The organism is Nonomuraea rosea, assembly GCF_039539705.1.
Lineage (GTDB): Bacteria > Actinomycetota > Actinomycetes > Streptosporangiales > Streptosporangiaceae > Nonomuraea > Nonomuraea rosea.
Map to the genome: position 1 here is coordinate 48,731 of NZ_BAABDQ010000059.1, position 13,639 is coordinate 62,369.

General features: G+C 71.7%; 15 protein-coding genes and 2 pseudogenes. 11 read left to right on the forward strand and 6 right to left on the reverse strand.

Annotated features, from left to right (window positions below):
• Positions 1-82: 82 nt before the first annotated feature.
• Together ABEA43_RS62315 and ABEA43_RS62320 are read left to right on the forward strand one after the other, a co-directional pair.
• Positions 83-2,827, forward strand: coding sequence for a DEAD/DEAH box helicase (locus ABEA43_RS62315; protein ID WP_345578483.1), 2,745 nt, complete (start codon positions 83-85; stop codon positions 2,825-2,827).
• Complete coding sequence (locus ABEA43_RS62320; RefSeq protein ID WP_345578486.1) at positions 2,824-3,960, forward strand: SWIM zinc finger family protein; 1,137 nt, start codon at positions 2,824-2,826, stop codon at positions 3,958-3,960. The genes ABEA43_RS62315 and ABEA43_RS62320 overlap by 4 nt, the downstream gene beginning before the upstream one ends.
• Before the next feature lie 7 nt (positions 3,961-3,967).
• On the opposite strand, the gene ABEA43_RS62325 is transcribed toward ABEA43_RS62320, so the two are convergent.
• Positions 3,968-4,606 carry an NAD(P)-dependent oxidoreductase gene (locus ABEA43_RS62325; protein WP_345578489.1) on the reverse strand — a complete coding sequence of 213 codons (639 nt, stop codon included), beginning with the start codon at positions 4,604-4,606 and terminating at the stop codon, positions 3,968-3,970.
• A 211-nt stretch (positions 4,607-4,817) separates the two neighbouring features.
• Between ABEA43_RS62325 and ABEA43_RS62330 the strand changes: the two genes are divergently transcribed.
• The 3 genes from ABEA43_RS62330 (at position 4,818) to ABEA43_RS62340 (ending at position 6,833) form a co-directional block, all read left to right on the forward strand.
• Entirely contained in the window at positions 4,818-5,192 is a 375-nt protein-coding gene (locus ABEA43_RS62330; protein WP_345578492.1) for a DUF4267 domain-containing protein, read from the forward strand.
• Positions 5,193-5,371: 179 nt separating this feature from the next.
• Positions 5,372-6,328: a cyclase family protein gene (locus tag ABEA43_RS62335; protein WP_345578495.1), complete on the forward strand. Its 957-nt coding sequence runs from the start codon at positions 5,372-5,374 to the stop codon at positions 6,326-6,328.
• Between the two features lie 142 nt (positions 6,329-6,470).
• On the forward strand, positions 6,471-6,833 hold the full coding sequence (locus ABEA43_RS62340) for a DUF4190 domain-containing protein (RefSeq protein WP_345578498.1): 363 nt from the start codon (positions 6,471-6,473) through the stop codon (positions 6,831-6,833).
• Positions 6,834-6,894: 61 nt separating this feature from the next.
• Here the strand turns inward: ABEA43_RS62340 and ABEA43_RS62345 are convergent, their stop codons facing one another.
• A complete protein-coding gene (locus tag ABEA43_RS62345; RefSeq protein ID WP_345578501.1) occupies positions 6,895-7,788 on the reverse strand; it encodes a LysR family transcriptional regulator in 894 nt (297 codons plus the stop codon).
• 147 nt (positions 7,789-7,935) lie between these two features.
• Between ABEA43_RS62345 and ABEA43_RS62350 the strand changes: the two genes are divergently transcribed.
• A complete protein-coding gene (locus ABEA43_RS62350; protein ID WP_345578504.1) occupies positions 7,936-8,214 on the forward strand; it encodes a hypothetical protein in 279 nt (92 codons plus the stop codon).
• A gap of 31 nt (positions 8,215-8,245) precedes the next feature.
• Positions 8,246-8,746 carry a pyridoxamine 5'-phosphate oxidase family protein gene (locus ABEA43_RS62355; RefSeq protein ID WP_345578507.1) on the forward strand — a complete coding sequence of 167 codons (501 nt, stop codon included), beginning with the start codon at positions 8,246-8,248 and terminating at the stop codon, positions 8,744-8,746.
• Positions 8,747-8,824: 78 nt separating this feature from the next.
• Here ABEA43_RS62355 and ABEA43_RS62360 read toward each other — a convergent pair whose 3' ends face one another.
• Positions 8,825-9,466, reverse strand: a complete 642-nt coding sequence (locus tag ABEA43_RS62360) for a TetR/AcrR family transcriptional regulator (RefSeq protein WP_345578510.1) — start codon at positions 9,464-9,466, stop codon at positions 8,825-8,827.
• Positions 9,467-9,528: 62 nt separating this feature from the next.
• Complete coding sequence (locus tag ABEA43_RS62365) at positions 9,529-9,987, reverse strand: MarR family winged helix-turn-helix transcriptional regulator (RefSeq protein WP_345578513.1); 459 nt, start codon at positions 9,985-9,987, stop codon at positions 9,529-9,531.
• A gap of 121 nt (positions 9,988-10,108) precedes the next feature.
• On the opposite strand from ABEA43_RS62365, the gene ABEA43_RS62370 reads away from it, so the two are divergent.
• On the forward strand, positions 10,109-10,756 hold the full coding sequence (locus ABEA43_RS62370) for a nitroreductase family protein (RefSeq protein ID WP_345578516.1): 648 nt from the start codon (positions 10,109-10,111) through the stop codon (positions 10,754-10,756).
• Here ABEA43_RS62370 and ABEA43_RS62375 read toward each other — a convergent pair.
• A complete protein-coding gene (locus tag ABEA43_RS62375; protein ID WP_345578519.1) occupies positions 10,701-11,327 on the reverse strand; it encodes a TetR/AcrR family transcriptional regulator in 627 nt (208 codons plus the stop codon). The genes ABEA43_RS62370 and ABEA43_RS62375 overlap by 56 nt on opposite strands.
• A gap of 88 nt (positions 11,328-11,415) precedes the next feature.
• Between ABEA43_RS62375 and ABEA43_RS62380 the strand changes: the two genes are divergently transcribed.
• Both ABEA43_RS62380 and ABEA43_RS62385 read left to right on the forward strand, forming a co-directional pair.
• Positions 11,416-12,195, forward strand: coding sequence for an SDR family oxidoreductase (locus tag ABEA43_RS62380; protein WP_345578522.1), 780 nt, complete (start codon positions 11,416-11,418; stop codon positions 12,193-12,195).
• A gap of 87 nt (positions 12,196-12,282) precedes the next feature.
• Positions 12,283-12,339, forward strand: a pseudogene (locus ABEA43_RS62385) (hypothetical protein); the annotation flags it as partial.
• A gap of 49 nt (positions 12,340-12,388) precedes the next feature.
• Here ABEA43_RS62385 and ABEA43_RS62390 read toward each other — a convergent pair.
• Positions 12,389-13,336 carry a LysR family transcriptional regulator gene (locus tag ABEA43_RS62390; RefSeq protein WP_345578525.1) on the reverse strand — a complete coding sequence of 316 codons (948 nt, stop codon included), beginning with the start codon at positions 13,334-13,336 and terminating at the stop codon, positions 12,389-12,391.
• Between the two features lie 112 nt (positions 13,337-13,448).
• Here ABEA43_RS62390 and ABEA43_RS62395 point away from each other — a divergent pair.
• A pseudogene (locus ABEA43_RS62395) lies at positions 13,449-13,639 on the forward strand (hypothetical protein); the annotation flags it as partial.

Below are 13,639 nucleotides of genomic sequence, written 5' to 3' on the forward strand. Positions count from 1 at the left end.
ATCGGATATGCCGGTAATGAGGAAGGTGGTAGGTCGCAGGTGTGGTAAACCACACCCCGCGCGTACCGTACACTGTACGGCCGTGAGCCTCAAAACGGACCTCGTACGCCATGCGGCAGTCTTCCAACCCGGCGACCCGCCCAGGTCGGGGCACATGGCGTTCCTCGATCCCGGCGGCCAGAGCCTGGTCACCGTCGCCGAGCAGCACGACGGCGCCGTGAGCGTCCGGAGCGTCCCGGCCACCCTCGTCCCGGTGAACGAGGCCGTCGCCGCCCTGGCCAGAGCCCGCAGCGACCCCGAGGCCCACCCCGCCGCCCGCCTGTGGGGCGCCGCCGCGCTCGTCGCGCTGCAACTGCTCGCGCGCGGGCGCGTCCTGCCCGGCGTGACGGCCGGCGAGCACGACTCCTGGCGGGCCGGCCCCCTGGACGCCGCCGACGTGCGGCGCATCCGCGAGCTCGCCGACGCCATGCCCGCCACCGCCCGCGCCGTCCCCCTCCCGGCGGACGACGCCGTCGGCGAGGTACGCCTGCCCGACGCCGAGCCGCTCCTGCGCGCCTTCCTCGACGCGGTCGCCGACGCCATGCCGCGCTCGCCCGGCGCCGTCAAGGCCACCGGCACGACCGCCTACGCCGCCGCCAAACCGGTCAAGGTCCCGCACCTGCGCCACTGGGCCGAGGAGGTGTCGGCCGGGCTCGACTCCGGCGTACGCCTGTCGCTCCGGCTGGAGGCCGACGACCTGGCCGCCGCCGAGTTCCGCGCCGTCGTCCAGCTGCACAGCCTGGCCGACCCCTCACTCGTCGTCGACGCCGCCGGCCTGTGGCAGGGGCAGGAGACCGGGTTCGGGCCCCGCGCCAGGATCGAGACCACCCTGGCCATCCGCCGCGCCGCCCGCGCCTGGCCCCGCCTGGAACGGCTGCTCGACAGCGCCGTGCCCGACGAGCTCACCCTCACCGACGGCGACGTCGACGACCTCCTCGCCGGCGCCGCGGAACGCCTGGCCGCCACCGGCGTCGAAGTCCACTGGCCCCGCGCGCTCGTACGCGGGCTCAGCGCCCGCGCCGTCATCGGCGAACGCGACAGCACACCCTCCGACATGCCCTCCTTCCTCGGCGGCCACCACCTGACCAGCTTCGACTGGCAGCTCGCCCTCGGCGGCGAACGCCTGACCGCCGCCGAGATGGACCAGCTCGCCGAGAGCCACCGCCCCGTCGTACGGCTGCGCGACCAATGGGTGCTCATCGACTCCGACCTGGCCCGCAAGGCCCGCCAGCGCGACCTCAAGCCCCTGACCGGGATCGAGGCACTCGGCGCCGCGCTGACCGGCACCGTCGAGGTCGACGGCGAGCAGATCGCCGCCGAGCCCACCGACTGGCTCCGCGACCTGCGCGAACGCCTGTCCGAGCCGGCCGACGCCGACCCGCCGCCGGGGCTCGCCGCCACACTGCGCGACTACCAGCTCGCCGGACTGCGCTGGCTGGCCAGAATGACCTCGCTCGGTCTCGGCGGCTGCCTGGCCGACGACATGGGCCTCGGCAAGACGATCACGCTCATCGCCCTGCACCTGCACCGCGCGGGGCTCGCGACGGACGGCGGACCCACACTCGTGGTCTGCCCGGCCTCCCTGCTGGGCAACTGGGAGCGCGAGATCACCAGGTTCGCGCCCGGCGTGCCCGTGCACCGCTACCACGGCCCGAACCGGACGCTGCCCGAATCCGGTGCGGGCTTCGTCCTCACCACCTACGCCACCATGCGGCTCGACGCGGCCCGCCTGGCCGCCTGCCCGTGGGGACTGCTGGTCGCCGACGAGGCCCAGCACGTCAAGAACCCCGCCTCCGGCACCGCCAAGGCACTGCGCGACATCCCCGCCGCCGCCCGCGTCGCCCTGACCGGCACGCCCGTGGAGAACAACCTGTCGGACCTGTGGGCCATCCTCGACTGGACCACGCCGGGGCTGCTCGGGCCGCTGAGCAGGTTCAGGGCACGATGGGCCAAACACATCGAATCCGGTGACAGCGCCACCGCCGAGCGGCTGGCCCGGCTGGTGGGGCCGTTCCTGCTGCGCCGCCGCAAGAGCGACCCCGGCATCGCGCCCGAGCTGCCGCCCAAGACCGAGACCGACCGGCCCGTCGCGCTCACCACCGAACAAGCCGGCCTGTACGAGGCCGTCGTCCGCGAGATCATGACCCAGATCGCCGGCGCGCAGGGCATGGCCAGGCGCGGCCTGATCGTCAAGCTCCTCACCGGGCTCAAGCAGATCTGCAACCACCCCGCTCAATACCTGCACGAGGCCGGCCCCCGCCTGCCCGGCCGCTCGGGCAAGCTGGAGCTGCTCGACGAGCTCGTCGACACCATCGTCGCCGAGGACGGCGCGGTCCTGGTGTTCACCCAGTACGTCACCATGGCCCGCCTGCTCGACCGCCACCTGACCGCCCGCGGGGTGAGCACCCAGCTCCTGCACGGCGGCACCCCCGTCGCCCGCCGCGAGGAGATGGTCCAGCGCTTCCAGGACGGCCAGGCCCCGGTCTTCCTGCTGTCGCTCAAGGCCGCCGGCACCGGCCTGAACCTCACCCGCGCCGACCACGTCATCCACTACGACCGCTGGTGGAACCCCGCCGTCGAGGACCAGGCCACCGACCGCGCCTACCGCATCGGCCAGACCAGGCCGGTCCAGGTCCACCGCCTGATCGCCGAAGGCACGATCGAGGACCGCATCGCCGAGATGCTCACCGCCAAGCGCTCGCTCGCCGATTCCGTGCTCGCCTCCGGCGAGGCCGCGCTCACCGAGCTGACCGACGCCGAACTCGCCGCCCTCGTGGAGCTGAGATGAACGCCGCCCGCGGATTCCCCGCCTTCCCGCCGCAACGCGCCGGTGCCCGCTTCGCCACCTCCTGGTGGGGCCGCGCCTGGATCCAGGCCATGGAGGACACCTCCCTGGACCACGGCCTGCTCCGCAAAGGCCGCGCGTATGCCAAGACCGGGCAGGTCGGCCCCATCACCGTCAGCCCCGGACGCATCGCCGCCGTCACCGAGAGCGAGTACGACACCGTCGTACGCGTCGAGCAGCTCACCGACGCCGCCTGGCAGCGCTTCCTCGACCAGGTCGCCGCCAAGGCCGGGCACATCGCCGCGCTGCTCGACCGCGACATGCCGCACGACCTGGTCGAGGCCGCCGAGGGCGCGTCCGTGCCGCTGCTGCCCGCCGTCGGCGACCTGGAGCCCGAATGCTCCTGCCCCGACTGGGGCCACCCCTGCAAACACGCCGCCGCCCTGTGCTACCAGGTCTCGTGGCTGCTGGACGCGGACCCGTTCGTGCTGCTGCTGATGCGCGGGCGCGGCGAGCGCGAGCTGATCGAGGCGCTCCAGCAGCGTGACGCCCCCGCTCATGTCCCCGCCCGCGCGCAGGCCGCCGGGATGCCGGCCGCGGCGGCGTTCGCGATGGGCGTGCCCCCGCTGCCGGAGCCGCCGCCGTACGACGTCGTCTTCACCCCGCCCGCCCTGGAGCCGGACCCCGGGGTGGACGTGGCCGCGCTCGGGATCCTCGCCGCCTCGGCCGCCGACCGGGCCCGCGAGCTGCTGCTGCGCGGCCGGCTGCCGGAGCTGACCGAGCACCAGGACCACGTGCGCCTGGCCGCCGGCCACGACCTGCCGGGCGGGCGCGCCGACGGGCTCGGCGCCGCCGTGCAGGCCTGGCGGTACGGCGGCGCCGACGGGCTGGAGGCGCTCGAAACCCCCTGGACGCCGCCCCGCCAGGCCCTGGCCAGGGCGCAGACGCTGCTGGAGGCCGGATGGGAGGGCGAACGTCCGCCCGCGGTCGAGTCCTGGCGCAACCGGTGGACCCTCGGCTCCGTGCAACTGCGTTACGGCCGCGACGGCCGCTGGTACCCCTTCACCGACCGCGACGGCGAATGGTGGCCGGCCGGAACGCCGGAACGCGACCCGTCAGCGCTGGCCGCTCCCTGATGCGCCATCAGCTGGCGACGGAGACGACGTGGTGGATCGACGTACGGTCGCCGATCAGCTCCAGCATGCAGTCGGCCAGGTCGGCCCGCGTCGTGCTCATGCCGCCCCGCACGCTCAGGTCCATGGCCGTGCGGTAGCGGTTCGTGCGGGGCGCGTCGGTCAGCCGCGCGGGCCGCACGATCGTCCAGTCCAGGTCGCCGGCCCTGATCAGCCGCTCGGCCTCGGCCAGGTCGGCGTACGTGCTGCGGAACAGCCGCTGCACGACGAAGGGCTTGAGCACGTACCGGGTGAACGGGCCGTCCCCCGCGTCGGCCTCCAGGCCGCCCGCGCTGACCATCAGCAGGCGGCGGGCGCCCGACCGGCTCATGGCGGACATGATGGCGGTGATGCTGGCCGAATGGACGGTGGTGGGGCCGCGGTCGCGCGAGCCCATCGCGCTCAGCACGGCGTCGCGGCCCTTGACCGCGGGCGCGATCGCGGCCGGATCCATGATGTCGGCTTCGACGACGTCGAGCCGCGCACGCAGATCGGCGGGCAGCCTGGCCGCGTCGCGCACCACGGCGGTGACCTCGTGAGCCAGGTCGAGCCCTTGACGCAGAAGTTGCAGACCGGTGCCACCGGTCGCTCCGAAAACCGCGAGCCTCATGGGGTGCCGCTCCTTCCGTCAGCGATGAGTGAACACTTACTCACCCTACCTCTCCCGCTACTCGCCCGGCGGAGCGGGTCAGCCGCTCCGCTCGCGCTCCCGGAGCGTCTGGGTCGCCATGCGCTCGAAATCTAGCACCGCTAGAGACATTGTCGAAGCTATGTTACTGTCGATCGTGTTCCTAGCATTGCTAACTCAAGGACGTGACCTCATGCTGTCCCTCATCGCTTATGGCCTCGCCATCGTGCTCAGCCTCTTCGTCGTCTTCATCGGCGCCCGCTTCCTCCTGGCGCCCGGCGTGGCGGCCGCCGGTTACGGCGTCCCCGCCAAGCCGGACGGAGACGCCGGCGCGTACTTGAGCATCAAGGGTTTGCGCGACCTCAGCTACGGCGTGCTCGGGCTGGCCCTGATCGCCTTCGCCGACGCCCGCGCCGTGGGCCTGTTCATGCTGGTGGTGGCGCTCAACCCGCTCGGCGACACCCTCATCGTGCTGCGCAACGGCGGCACCAAGGCGGTCGCCTTCGGCATCCATTTCGCCACCGCCGTGGTTGTGCTCCTCAACGCCGCCCTCCTCCTCGCCCTCTAACGAGCCCGGCTTGTGCACGGCCGGGGTCGGTACTGCCCTCGCCGGTGCGGCGCAGGCTTCTTCACATCCCGCTGATCTAGTACCATGCCAGCTCAGCGGACCTTGGCAGGTCAAAGGAGAGGGCGGGAAACCCTGCCTTCGGTGCCTCGGACCGCGTGACCGGAGGAGCCGATGCTGGGATGACGGCAGGGCGACCGATGCCCACACAGGACGACGTGCTCGGATACTTCAACACGTTGTCGAACTGGGGCCGGTGGGGCGACGACGACGAGCGCGGCACTCTGAACCACATCACCGACGACGTCCGGCTGGCGGCGGCGCGGGCCGTGCGCCACGGCAGGAGCGTGTCGTGCGCATGGGAAGTCGCCGTACCGCAAGACATGGAACGGTCGACGACGACGTGCCCGTGCGCCGCCGACATGCCGGGGGCTGAGAACATGCCGGTGCCCGCATTCCACGCCGACCGGCGCTGGGGCTTTTCGTCTGAGCGGCTCGGCATCACGTTCCACGGCAACACCCTCACCCACGTCGACTCACCGTGCCACATCTTCTGGGACGGCACGATGTACAACGGGCGCTCGCACGCGTTGGTGGACACCGCCACGGGATCGGCGTGGGCGGCCGTCACGGCGGCGGCGAACGGGATCATCACCCGTGGTGTCCTGCTGGACATCGCGAAGGTCCGCGACGTGCCGTGGCTCGAACCGGGGCAGGGTGTGACTCCCGACGATCTCGAGGAGGCCGAGCGTCGCCAGGGTGTGCGGGTGCGACCCGGCGATGCGGTACTCCTGCGGACCGGCTACGGCCGTTTCCGGCACGAGGCCGGTGAGGCCGGCGGTTTCACACAGGCCGGCTGGCACGCGTCCTGCCTGCCATGGCTGCACGAACGTGAGGTCGCGCTGATCGGCGCCGACACCCCCCAGGACGTTCAGCCGTCGGGGTACGACGACGTGCTGATGCCGGTGCACGCCGTGAGCCTCGTCGCGATGGGTCTGTGGCTGCTCGACAACTGCGACCTGGAGGCGTGCGCGACGACGGCCGCCGAGCTCGGCCAGTGGGACTTCCACCTCGCCGTCGCGCCGGTCCGCTTCGCCGGTACGTCCGGCAGCCCGGTCAACCCGATCGCCACCTTCTGACCGCACTTCACAAGAGGGTGCGCCGCCACGAAGAACCCGGCCCCATCCGAACGACATTAACGACCGACCGTTTGTAGATCGGCTATAGATCACCGGGACGCGGCGAGGCAGTATTGCGCCTGAGCTTCTCTGGGACCCCCAGATGCTCCGGAACGGAGACGAGATGTACACCTCGGACGCCGACGCAGGCCGCGCCCATCCCGCTGGACCCCCGACGTCGGGTCTCGCGGTGGCCAGCCTCATCTTCGGGATCGCCGGCCTCGTGGGCAGCTGGTGCCTGCTGGGCATCCCGTCCATCGCGGCCGTCGTCCTGGGCCATGCCGCCACACGGCAGACCAAGCGCGGCCTCAGGCCGGGTCACGGGTTGGCGGTGGCCGGCCTCATCCTCGGCTACGTGGTCGCCATCCCGGCGATCATCGTCTCGGTGATCTTCGGCGTCATGGTCTTCGTCCACCCCGCGCAGGCTGCCGCATGGTTCAACGGCGTGCTCGACTGGTTTTTCTGACTGAACCCTTAGGGGCGGTCCTGACCAGACTCGGCGCACGCGACCGCGCCCAACCGGTCGTCTACGAATCCGGCCTCGTATCCCCCAGTTGGAGGGCCTTGATGGTGGTGCGCAGGGCCGTGATGAAGGCGGTCGTGGCGGGCGGGTCGGGTGGCTCGCCGAACGTGGCGAGGTAGATGCGGCGCCGGAACTCGGTCAGTTCGCTGGCGACGACCCCGTCCGCGTGGTGCGAGCGCAGCGCGAGGCCGGGCATGGTGGTGACCCCGAGCCCGGCGGCGACGAACGCTTGCTCGACGACGATGTCGTCGCTGCTGTAGGTGATGCGCGGGCTGAACCCGGCGGCTTCGCAGAACTGGAGCAGGTCACCGCGGCAGTTCTCACAACCCGCGATCCACGCGGAGTCCCGGTGGTCGGCGAGGGTCTGGCCAGGGTGCCGGCTGAGCAGGTACATCGGGTCGTCGAGGAGATAGGAGTAGCGGATGCCGTCCTCCGGCACGGCGTCGTCGTAGCGGTGCACGATCGCCAGGTCGGCCGAGCCGTCGCGCAGCCGCCGCTGGGCCACCGTGGGGTGGGCGTCGTCCAGGTGCAGCTCGATGTTCGGGTACGACTGGGACAGCGCCATGGCCGCGGCAGGGACCAGGACACTCAAGGCCGAGCTGAAGGCCGCGAGGCGGACCCGGCCGGTCTGCAGCCCTAGCTGGGCGGCCAGTTCGGCGCCGGCCGCGTCGACCCGGCCGACGATCTCCACCGCGCGGCGGGCGAGCAGCTCGCCTTCGGGCGTGAGCCGGATGCCACGCCCGACGCGCTGGATCAGCTTGGCTCCGGTCGCCGCCTCCAGCCGGGCCAGATGGTGGCTGATCGAGGGCTGGGAGTAGTGCAACGTCTTGGCCGCCTCGGTGACCGAGCCGTGCGCGGCGACCGCCGCCAGGACGCGAAGCCGGACGATGTCGAGCATTCATCAATTCTATCGATGGATTCTCGCTAAAGGTGGCATTAGACGCATAAGCCCTCCTGGGTGCAGGCTCGTCGGTGAGCCGAGATGGACTGGGCCAACTACAACACGCAGGCCCGACGGCGGACGAGAGTAAGGGAATCCGCAGCAATGCGTACGTACCAGGAACTGTTTCGAACGCCCGAGCTCACCCCGCTGTTCGCGGCTTCGTGCGCGCAGGTCGCCTCGACCACGCTGCTGTCGGTGGCCGACCGGGTGCGGCCACGTGCGGCGCTGACGCTGACCGCGCTGGCCGGCGGTGTGGCCGGCTTGGGCCGTGATGGCGGTGGCGTCGCTCGCAGTCACTGCCATGCTCACCCCCGCCCTGCGCCTGTCGAACGGGACCCCGCCGCCCAGACCACAACCGGCCATTGCGCAAGCAGTGCCTGAACGCCCCTAACCAACAATGAGAGGAATTTCCGTGGAATCGTACGAGGTCACCGAGGTCCTGAACCGGCCGCTCAGCCAAGAACTGCTGGCCCGCGACGTGGCCCGCTTGGCCTATGTCGCCAAGGACGGCACCCCCCGCAATATCCCGATCATCTTTGCCTGGAACGGCTCGACGATCGTCATGAGCACGCCGAAGAACGCTCCGAAGCTTCATGCCTTGAGCGAGAACCCGATGGTCGCCCTGACGATCGACACCGAGGTGCACCCGCCCAAGATCTTGCTCGTCCGTGGCCGGGCCGAGCTGGACTACGTCGATGGCATCCCGGACGAATACCTCCAGGCGACCAGCACCTACGAGATGACCCCCGAGCAGCGGGTCGGGTGGGAGACGGAGGTACGCTCCCTCTACTACGACGGCATGGTCCGGATCGTGGTGACCCCGACCTGGGCGAAGCTGATCGACTTCGAGACGACCCTGCCGAGCCCGGTCGAGGAGCTGATCCGGCAGCGGGAGGAGCGCCAGCGCGCCTGACCGCCACCGGCATGCCTTTTCAGACGGCCCTCGCCGGGGCTTGACCTGCGGTGACGAAATCGCGTGTGCCTGGTGGGGTCACCGATCCGGCTCGTCCAGGTGCCTGCAGGCGGCCTCGATGGTGCCGAACAGCTCGTCGACCAAGGGCTCCAGCGAGAGGCGGACCTCGTCGGCCGGCTCGCCCGCGAGCAGCCGGCGCCGGAACTCCCCGTCCAGCACCCGGTCGACGGCCGACGCGAGAGCCGCCACCAGCTTGGGGCGTAGCTGATCGCCCTGCGGCGGCACCTCCTCGGCCAGGGTGGCGGCGAGCAGCTCCTCCCGATCCCGGCGCAGCTCCAGCTCCCTGCCGCGTAGCGCGGGGCTGGCGTCGAGGGTGCGCTGATAGTCCAGGCTGTGCATGAGCAGGCCGGCGACGTGGTAATCGCCGAGCAGCCGCAGATAGCCGCCGGCCAGGGCGTGCGCGATCGACTCGCCGTCCCGCCGGCTCCTGACGGCCACGCCCGGCGACGCCACGAAGCTGTCGCGTTCCTGGAAGAAGAGGTCTTCCTTCGTCGGGAAGTGGTTGAAGACCGTCTGCACCGCCACGTCGGCCTCCCTGGCGACGTCGGCGATGGTGACGGCGTCGAAGCCCCGCGCGAGGAAGAGCCGCATCGCCGCGTCGCCGACGGCCTGCCGCGTCTGGTGCTTCTTGCGGTCTCGCCGGCTCGTCATCTCGCTCATGGGCCCAGCGTATGGGCTGGATGTATTCGATCCATCGATGGAGTCACTGCACGCAGGGTGGGTCAGACGCCGAGCAACTTGCCGAGCAGCGCGGCGAGCCGGTCGCGCTCGGCAGGGGTGAGGGCCTGGAAGGTGTCGTCGAGAAAGGCCGGGACCGACGCCTGGGCCTCGGCGAGCCGGCCGCGACCCAGGTCGGTGATGGTGACCGCGTAGGAGCGCCGGTCGTGCGGATTGCGCTCCCTGCGCACGTGACCGGCCCGCTCCAGCTCGTCGCACACGCTCACCATGACGCTGCGGTCGATGCGCAGCTCCTCGCTGAGCGTCTGCTGCGAGCAGGGGCCGACGGCGTCGAGCATCCGCAGCACCAGGTGCTGGCCCACCCCCAGGCCCTCCTCGGCGGCGTGCGCGTCCGCGGCACGTGCCACGGCGGCCGACGCGCGGCACAGGGCGATGTCCAGCCGCTCGGCCGCGAGCTGCGGGAAGTAGTGCGGCCGGGCGCGCTCGGCGGGCTTGGTCGGCATCGATCTCCTCTTCCGGTACGGCCCACACCTTACCACCGACCGTCTGTCCGCCAATCGTTTGACGACAGATGGTTTGAGTGCATACCGTTTGCGGTCCAACGGAATGTGAGGACAACGCGCCATGACCTCGGACCTGACCCCCGACGAACTGCTGACCACCACCCGCGCCGTACGCAAGCGGCTCGACCTCACCCGTCCCGTGCCGCGCGAGCTGATCGAGCAGTGCGTCGACGTGGCCATGCAGGCGCCGACCGGGCGTAACCGCCAGCGCTGGCACTTCCTCGTCGTCACCGAGCCCGCACAGCGCCGCGCCGTGGCCGACATCTTCCTGCGCGCCCTGCCGCTGGCCGCCGGTCAGCCGCTGACCGGCCAGGACCTGCGGCGCATGAACCACCATCCGGGCTCCATGGACCGCATCTTCGACGGCCTGCGCCACCTGGCCGACAACATCCACCGGGTGCCCGCGTTCGTCATTCCCGCCGTCGAGGGCAGGACCGACCGCGCGCCGGTCGCCGTCCAGGCCGGGGCATGGGGGTCGATCCTGCCCGCCATGTGGAGCTTCATGCTCGCCGCCCGCGCGCGCGGGCTCGGGACCGTGTGGACCACGGCTCAGGGGCCGCTGGAGAAAGAGCTGGCCCAGGTGCTCGGCGTGCCGTACGACGAGGTGATGCTCGCCGCCTTCGTCCCCCTGGCTTACACCATCGGAACCGAATTCAAGCCGGCCCGCCGGATCCCGCGCGAGCAGGTGCTGCACTGGGAGCGCTGGTAACGGCCTGCTCGGCGAGCACGCGGGCCAGGTCCACCACGACCGCGCGGCGGCGGGCCACGGCCCGCTCGGGGTCGGGCTCCTCCAGGATGAGCCGGCGCAGCTGCGGAACGGTGAAGTTCCATGCCACCAGGCCCAGGATGGTGAACAGCCAGTCCTGGGCCGTCGCGGGGCCGTCGAGCCCGGCCGCCATCAGGCCTCCGACGTGGCCGCGGTAGGACTCCAGGCGCTCATGCTCCCCCTCGACGGGGCCGCCGTCCGACTCCAGCGCCTCCCACAGCAGCAGCCGGATCAGCTCGGGATGCTCGTGGTACCAGTCGAAGAGCCGGCCGACCGACTCCGGGAGCGTGCGCGGGTCGAGGGTGACGGCGTGGCAGATCTCGTCCAGCTCGGCCTTCACGACCTGGCCGAACAGCTTCTCCTTGCCGCCGAAGTACAGATAGATGGCCTGCTTGTTGGCCCGCGCCGCGGTGGCGATGCGGTCGACCCTGGCCCCGGCCAGCCCGTAGGCGGCGAACTCCGCGGTGGCCGCCTCGAAGATCCGCTGGCGGGTCGCCTCCGAGTCGTACGTCATGCCCTGAAGTAAACCATCCAGTTGACTTTTTCGGCGAATCGCGCCAAGGTCTAAACCAACTAGATGGTTTATTTCTCGGAGGAACATCATGTCCGCGACCACGCCTGCCCCCATGCCCATGAGCCTGCCGCTGCCGGCCGCGCTGAACGGCCGTACCGTGGTGATCGTCGGCGGCAGCTCCGGCATCGGCCTGGCCGCCGGCGCGCTGCTCGGCTCGGCGGGGGCGCGCGTCGTGCTCGTCGCCCGCGACCAGGCCCGCCTGTCCGCCGCGGTGGACCAGGTACGCGCCGGCGGCGGTACCGCGCACGGATTCGCCGCCGACGGCACCGACGAAGCCGACCTCGATCGCGTGCTCGACCAGGTCGGCTCGGTGGACCACGCCTTGGTCACGGCGGGCGGCTTCGCCACCGGCGCGCTGCTGGACACGCCGCGCGAGCAGGTGGGCGCGGCCGTGGACGGCCGGATCTGGGGCGCCTACGCCGTGGCCCGCGCCGCAGCGCGCCGCCTGCCCGCCGGCGGCTCGCTCACCTTCAGCTCCGGCATGTACCTGACCAGGCCCATCCCCGGCGCCTCGGCCTCGATCGCGGCCATCGGCGCCGTCGAAGGGCTCACCAAGGCGCTGGCCGTGGAGCTGGCGCCGCTCCGGCTGCGGGTCAACGCCATCAGGTACGGCGTCGTGGACACGCCCCTGTCACGCGGCGGTCTGGGCTTGGCCGACGACGCGCAGGTGGCCGCGGCCGGGCAGGGCTCGCTGATCGGCAGGTTCGGCACGGCTCAGGAAGCGGCCTCGGCCGCGCTGTTCCTCATGGCCAACAACTTCGTGACCGGGACCGTCCTGACCGTGGACGGCGGCCAGAGCCTCGTCTGACAGGGGGTCACCCGTCGATCGCCTGGTAGGCGGTGGTCCAGAAGTCCCGGATGAGGCGCGGAGTGCCGGGGGACCGCCGTCGCCGACCTCGCGGGCATCGGCAGAGGCTCCATCCCCTGGCACTTCGGCAGCAAGGAAGGGCTCCTGCTCGCCGTCGCAGAGTCTCGTGCTCGGCGCGCTCGCCCCTCGCTGACTATCGGCGCAGCCGGCTCGCCTCGGGCTCCGGGAGCCAGGTGCCTGCGGGCACCGACAGCCAGTCGTGGGCGGCGGCCAGCTCGTCCACGGCGTCGTGCAGGGCGCGAAGCCCGGGATGCTCGGCGCCGGCCCGCCAGATCATCATCCAGGGAAAGATCGCGACCGGGTCGGTCAGCGGCCGCACGACGGCGCCGGGCACGGCGGGCTGGCCGGCCAGGGTGAGGATCGGGGCATTGCGGTCGCGTACATGCTGAGCCAGCTCCTCGGCGCCCTGCACGTGCGGATGGGCCAGCGCCGGATCCACCCCGAACGGCGCGAGCAACTGCAGGACGGCGTGCTCCCAGCCGGGCGTCGCGTGGTCGCCCGCGCGGATGCACGGGGCCGTGCCGCGCAGCGATTCGAACGGCACGGCCGCCAGCCCGGCGAGCGGATGCCGTTCGGGCAGCACGACGGCGATCGGCTCGTAGCGGACCGGGCGCTGCCGTAGCCCGTCGGTCTGCCCCGGCGCGCGGCCGAAGGTGACGTCCAGCCGTTCGGCGAGCACGAGGGGAAGTGCCGCCTCCGCGCCGGTGTGGAAGCGGGCGAAGAACTCCACCTCCGAAGCCGCATGGCGGGCCTCGGCCAGGACCAGCGCGGGCGTCAGCCCCGAGCCGACGATGTCGACGGTCAGCGAACGGGGCTCACCACGCAGCTCGAACAGCGTCGCGTCGAAGATGCCGAGCATCTCCCTGGCCCTGGCCAGGAACAGCTCACCTGCCGGGGTGAGGCCGACCCGGCGGGTGGTGCGCTCCAGCAGGCGCACGCCCACCCGGTCCTCCAGCCGCTGGATGTCCCGGCTGAGCGCCTGCTGCGCGATGAACAGCCGCTGCGCGGCCCGGCTGAAATGAAGCTCTTCCGCCACGGCCACGAAGTGGCGCAGCAACCGCATCTCCACGTCGTCCGGCATGGCTCCTTCCTACCCGATTCACACACCACGCGGGTGAATCCCGTTCGAACAGGTGTTGGACCCGCACCTCGGCCGGCGGACAGGATCTCATCACGAGCCGGAGGGATCAGACATGAACGCACGAGGCACGATCACGCTCTTCTATTCACTGACCGGTGCGGTCAACGCCGTGTGGGGCGCCACGCTGCCGGCCACCGACGCGCGGCTGGACCTGGGCGCGGGGCTGCTCGGCGTGGTGCTGACGGCCTTGGCCGCCGGCGCGCTGGTGGCGATGCCGTGCGCGGGGTGGCTGGCCGCGCGGTG

Excerpts from the sequence above, each read along its gene's own strand:
- ABEA43_RS62320 (WP_345578486.1), top strand. The coding sequence starts at position 2,824 with ATGAACGCCGCCCGCGGATTCCCCGCCTTCCCGCCGCAACGCGCCGGT.
- ABEA43_RS62325 (WP_345578489.1), bottom strand. The coding sequence starts at position 4,606 with ATGAGGCTCGCGGTTTTCGGAGCGACCGGTGGCACCGGTCTGCAACTT.
- ABEA43_RS62330 (WP_345578492.1), top strand. The coding sequence starts at position 4,818 with ATGCTGTCCCTCATCGCTTATGGCCTCGCCATCGTGCTCAGCCTCTTC.
- ABEA43_RS62335 (WP_345578495.1), top strand. The coding sequence starts at position 5,372 with ATGACGGCAGGGCGACCGATGCCCACACAGGACGACGTGCTCGGATAC.
- ABEA43_RS62340 (WP_345578498.1), top strand. The coding sequence starts at position 6,471 with ATGCTCCGGAACGGAGACGAGATGTACACCTCGGACGCCGACGCAGGC.
- ABEA43_RS62345 (WP_345578501.1), bottom strand. The coding sequence starts at position 7,788 with ATGCTCGACATCGTCCGGCTTCGCGTCCTGGCGGCGGTCGCCGCGCAC.
- ABEA43_RS62350 (WP_345578504.1), top strand. The coding sequence starts at position 7,936 with ATGCGTACGTACCAGGAACTGTTTCGAACGCCCGAGCTCACCCCGCTG.
- ABEA43_RS62360 (WP_345578510.1), bottom strand. The coding sequence starts at position 9,466 with ATGAGCGAGATGACGAGCCGGCGAGACCGCAAGAAGCACCAGACGCGG.
- ABEA43_RS62365 (WP_345578513.1), bottom strand. The coding sequence starts at position 9,987 with ATGCCGACCAAGCCCGCCGAGCGCGCCCGGCCGCACTACTTCCCGCAG.
- ABEA43_RS62370 (WP_345578516.1), top strand. The coding sequence starts at position 10,109 with ATGACCTCGGACCTGACCCCCGACGAACTGCTGACCACCACCCGCGCC.
- ABEA43_RS62375 (WP_345578519.1), bottom strand. The coding sequence starts at position 11,327 with ATGACGTACGACTCGGAGGCGACCCGCCAGCGGATCTTCGAGGCGGCC.
- ABEA43_RS62380 (WP_345578522.1), top strand. The coding sequence starts at position 11,416 with ATGTCCGCGACCACGCCTGCCCCCATGCCCATGAGCCTGCCGCTGCCG.
- ABEA43_RS62390 (WP_345578525.1), bottom strand. The coding sequence starts at position 13,336 with ATGCCGGACGACGTGGAGATGCGGTTGCTGCGCCACTTCGTGGCCGTG.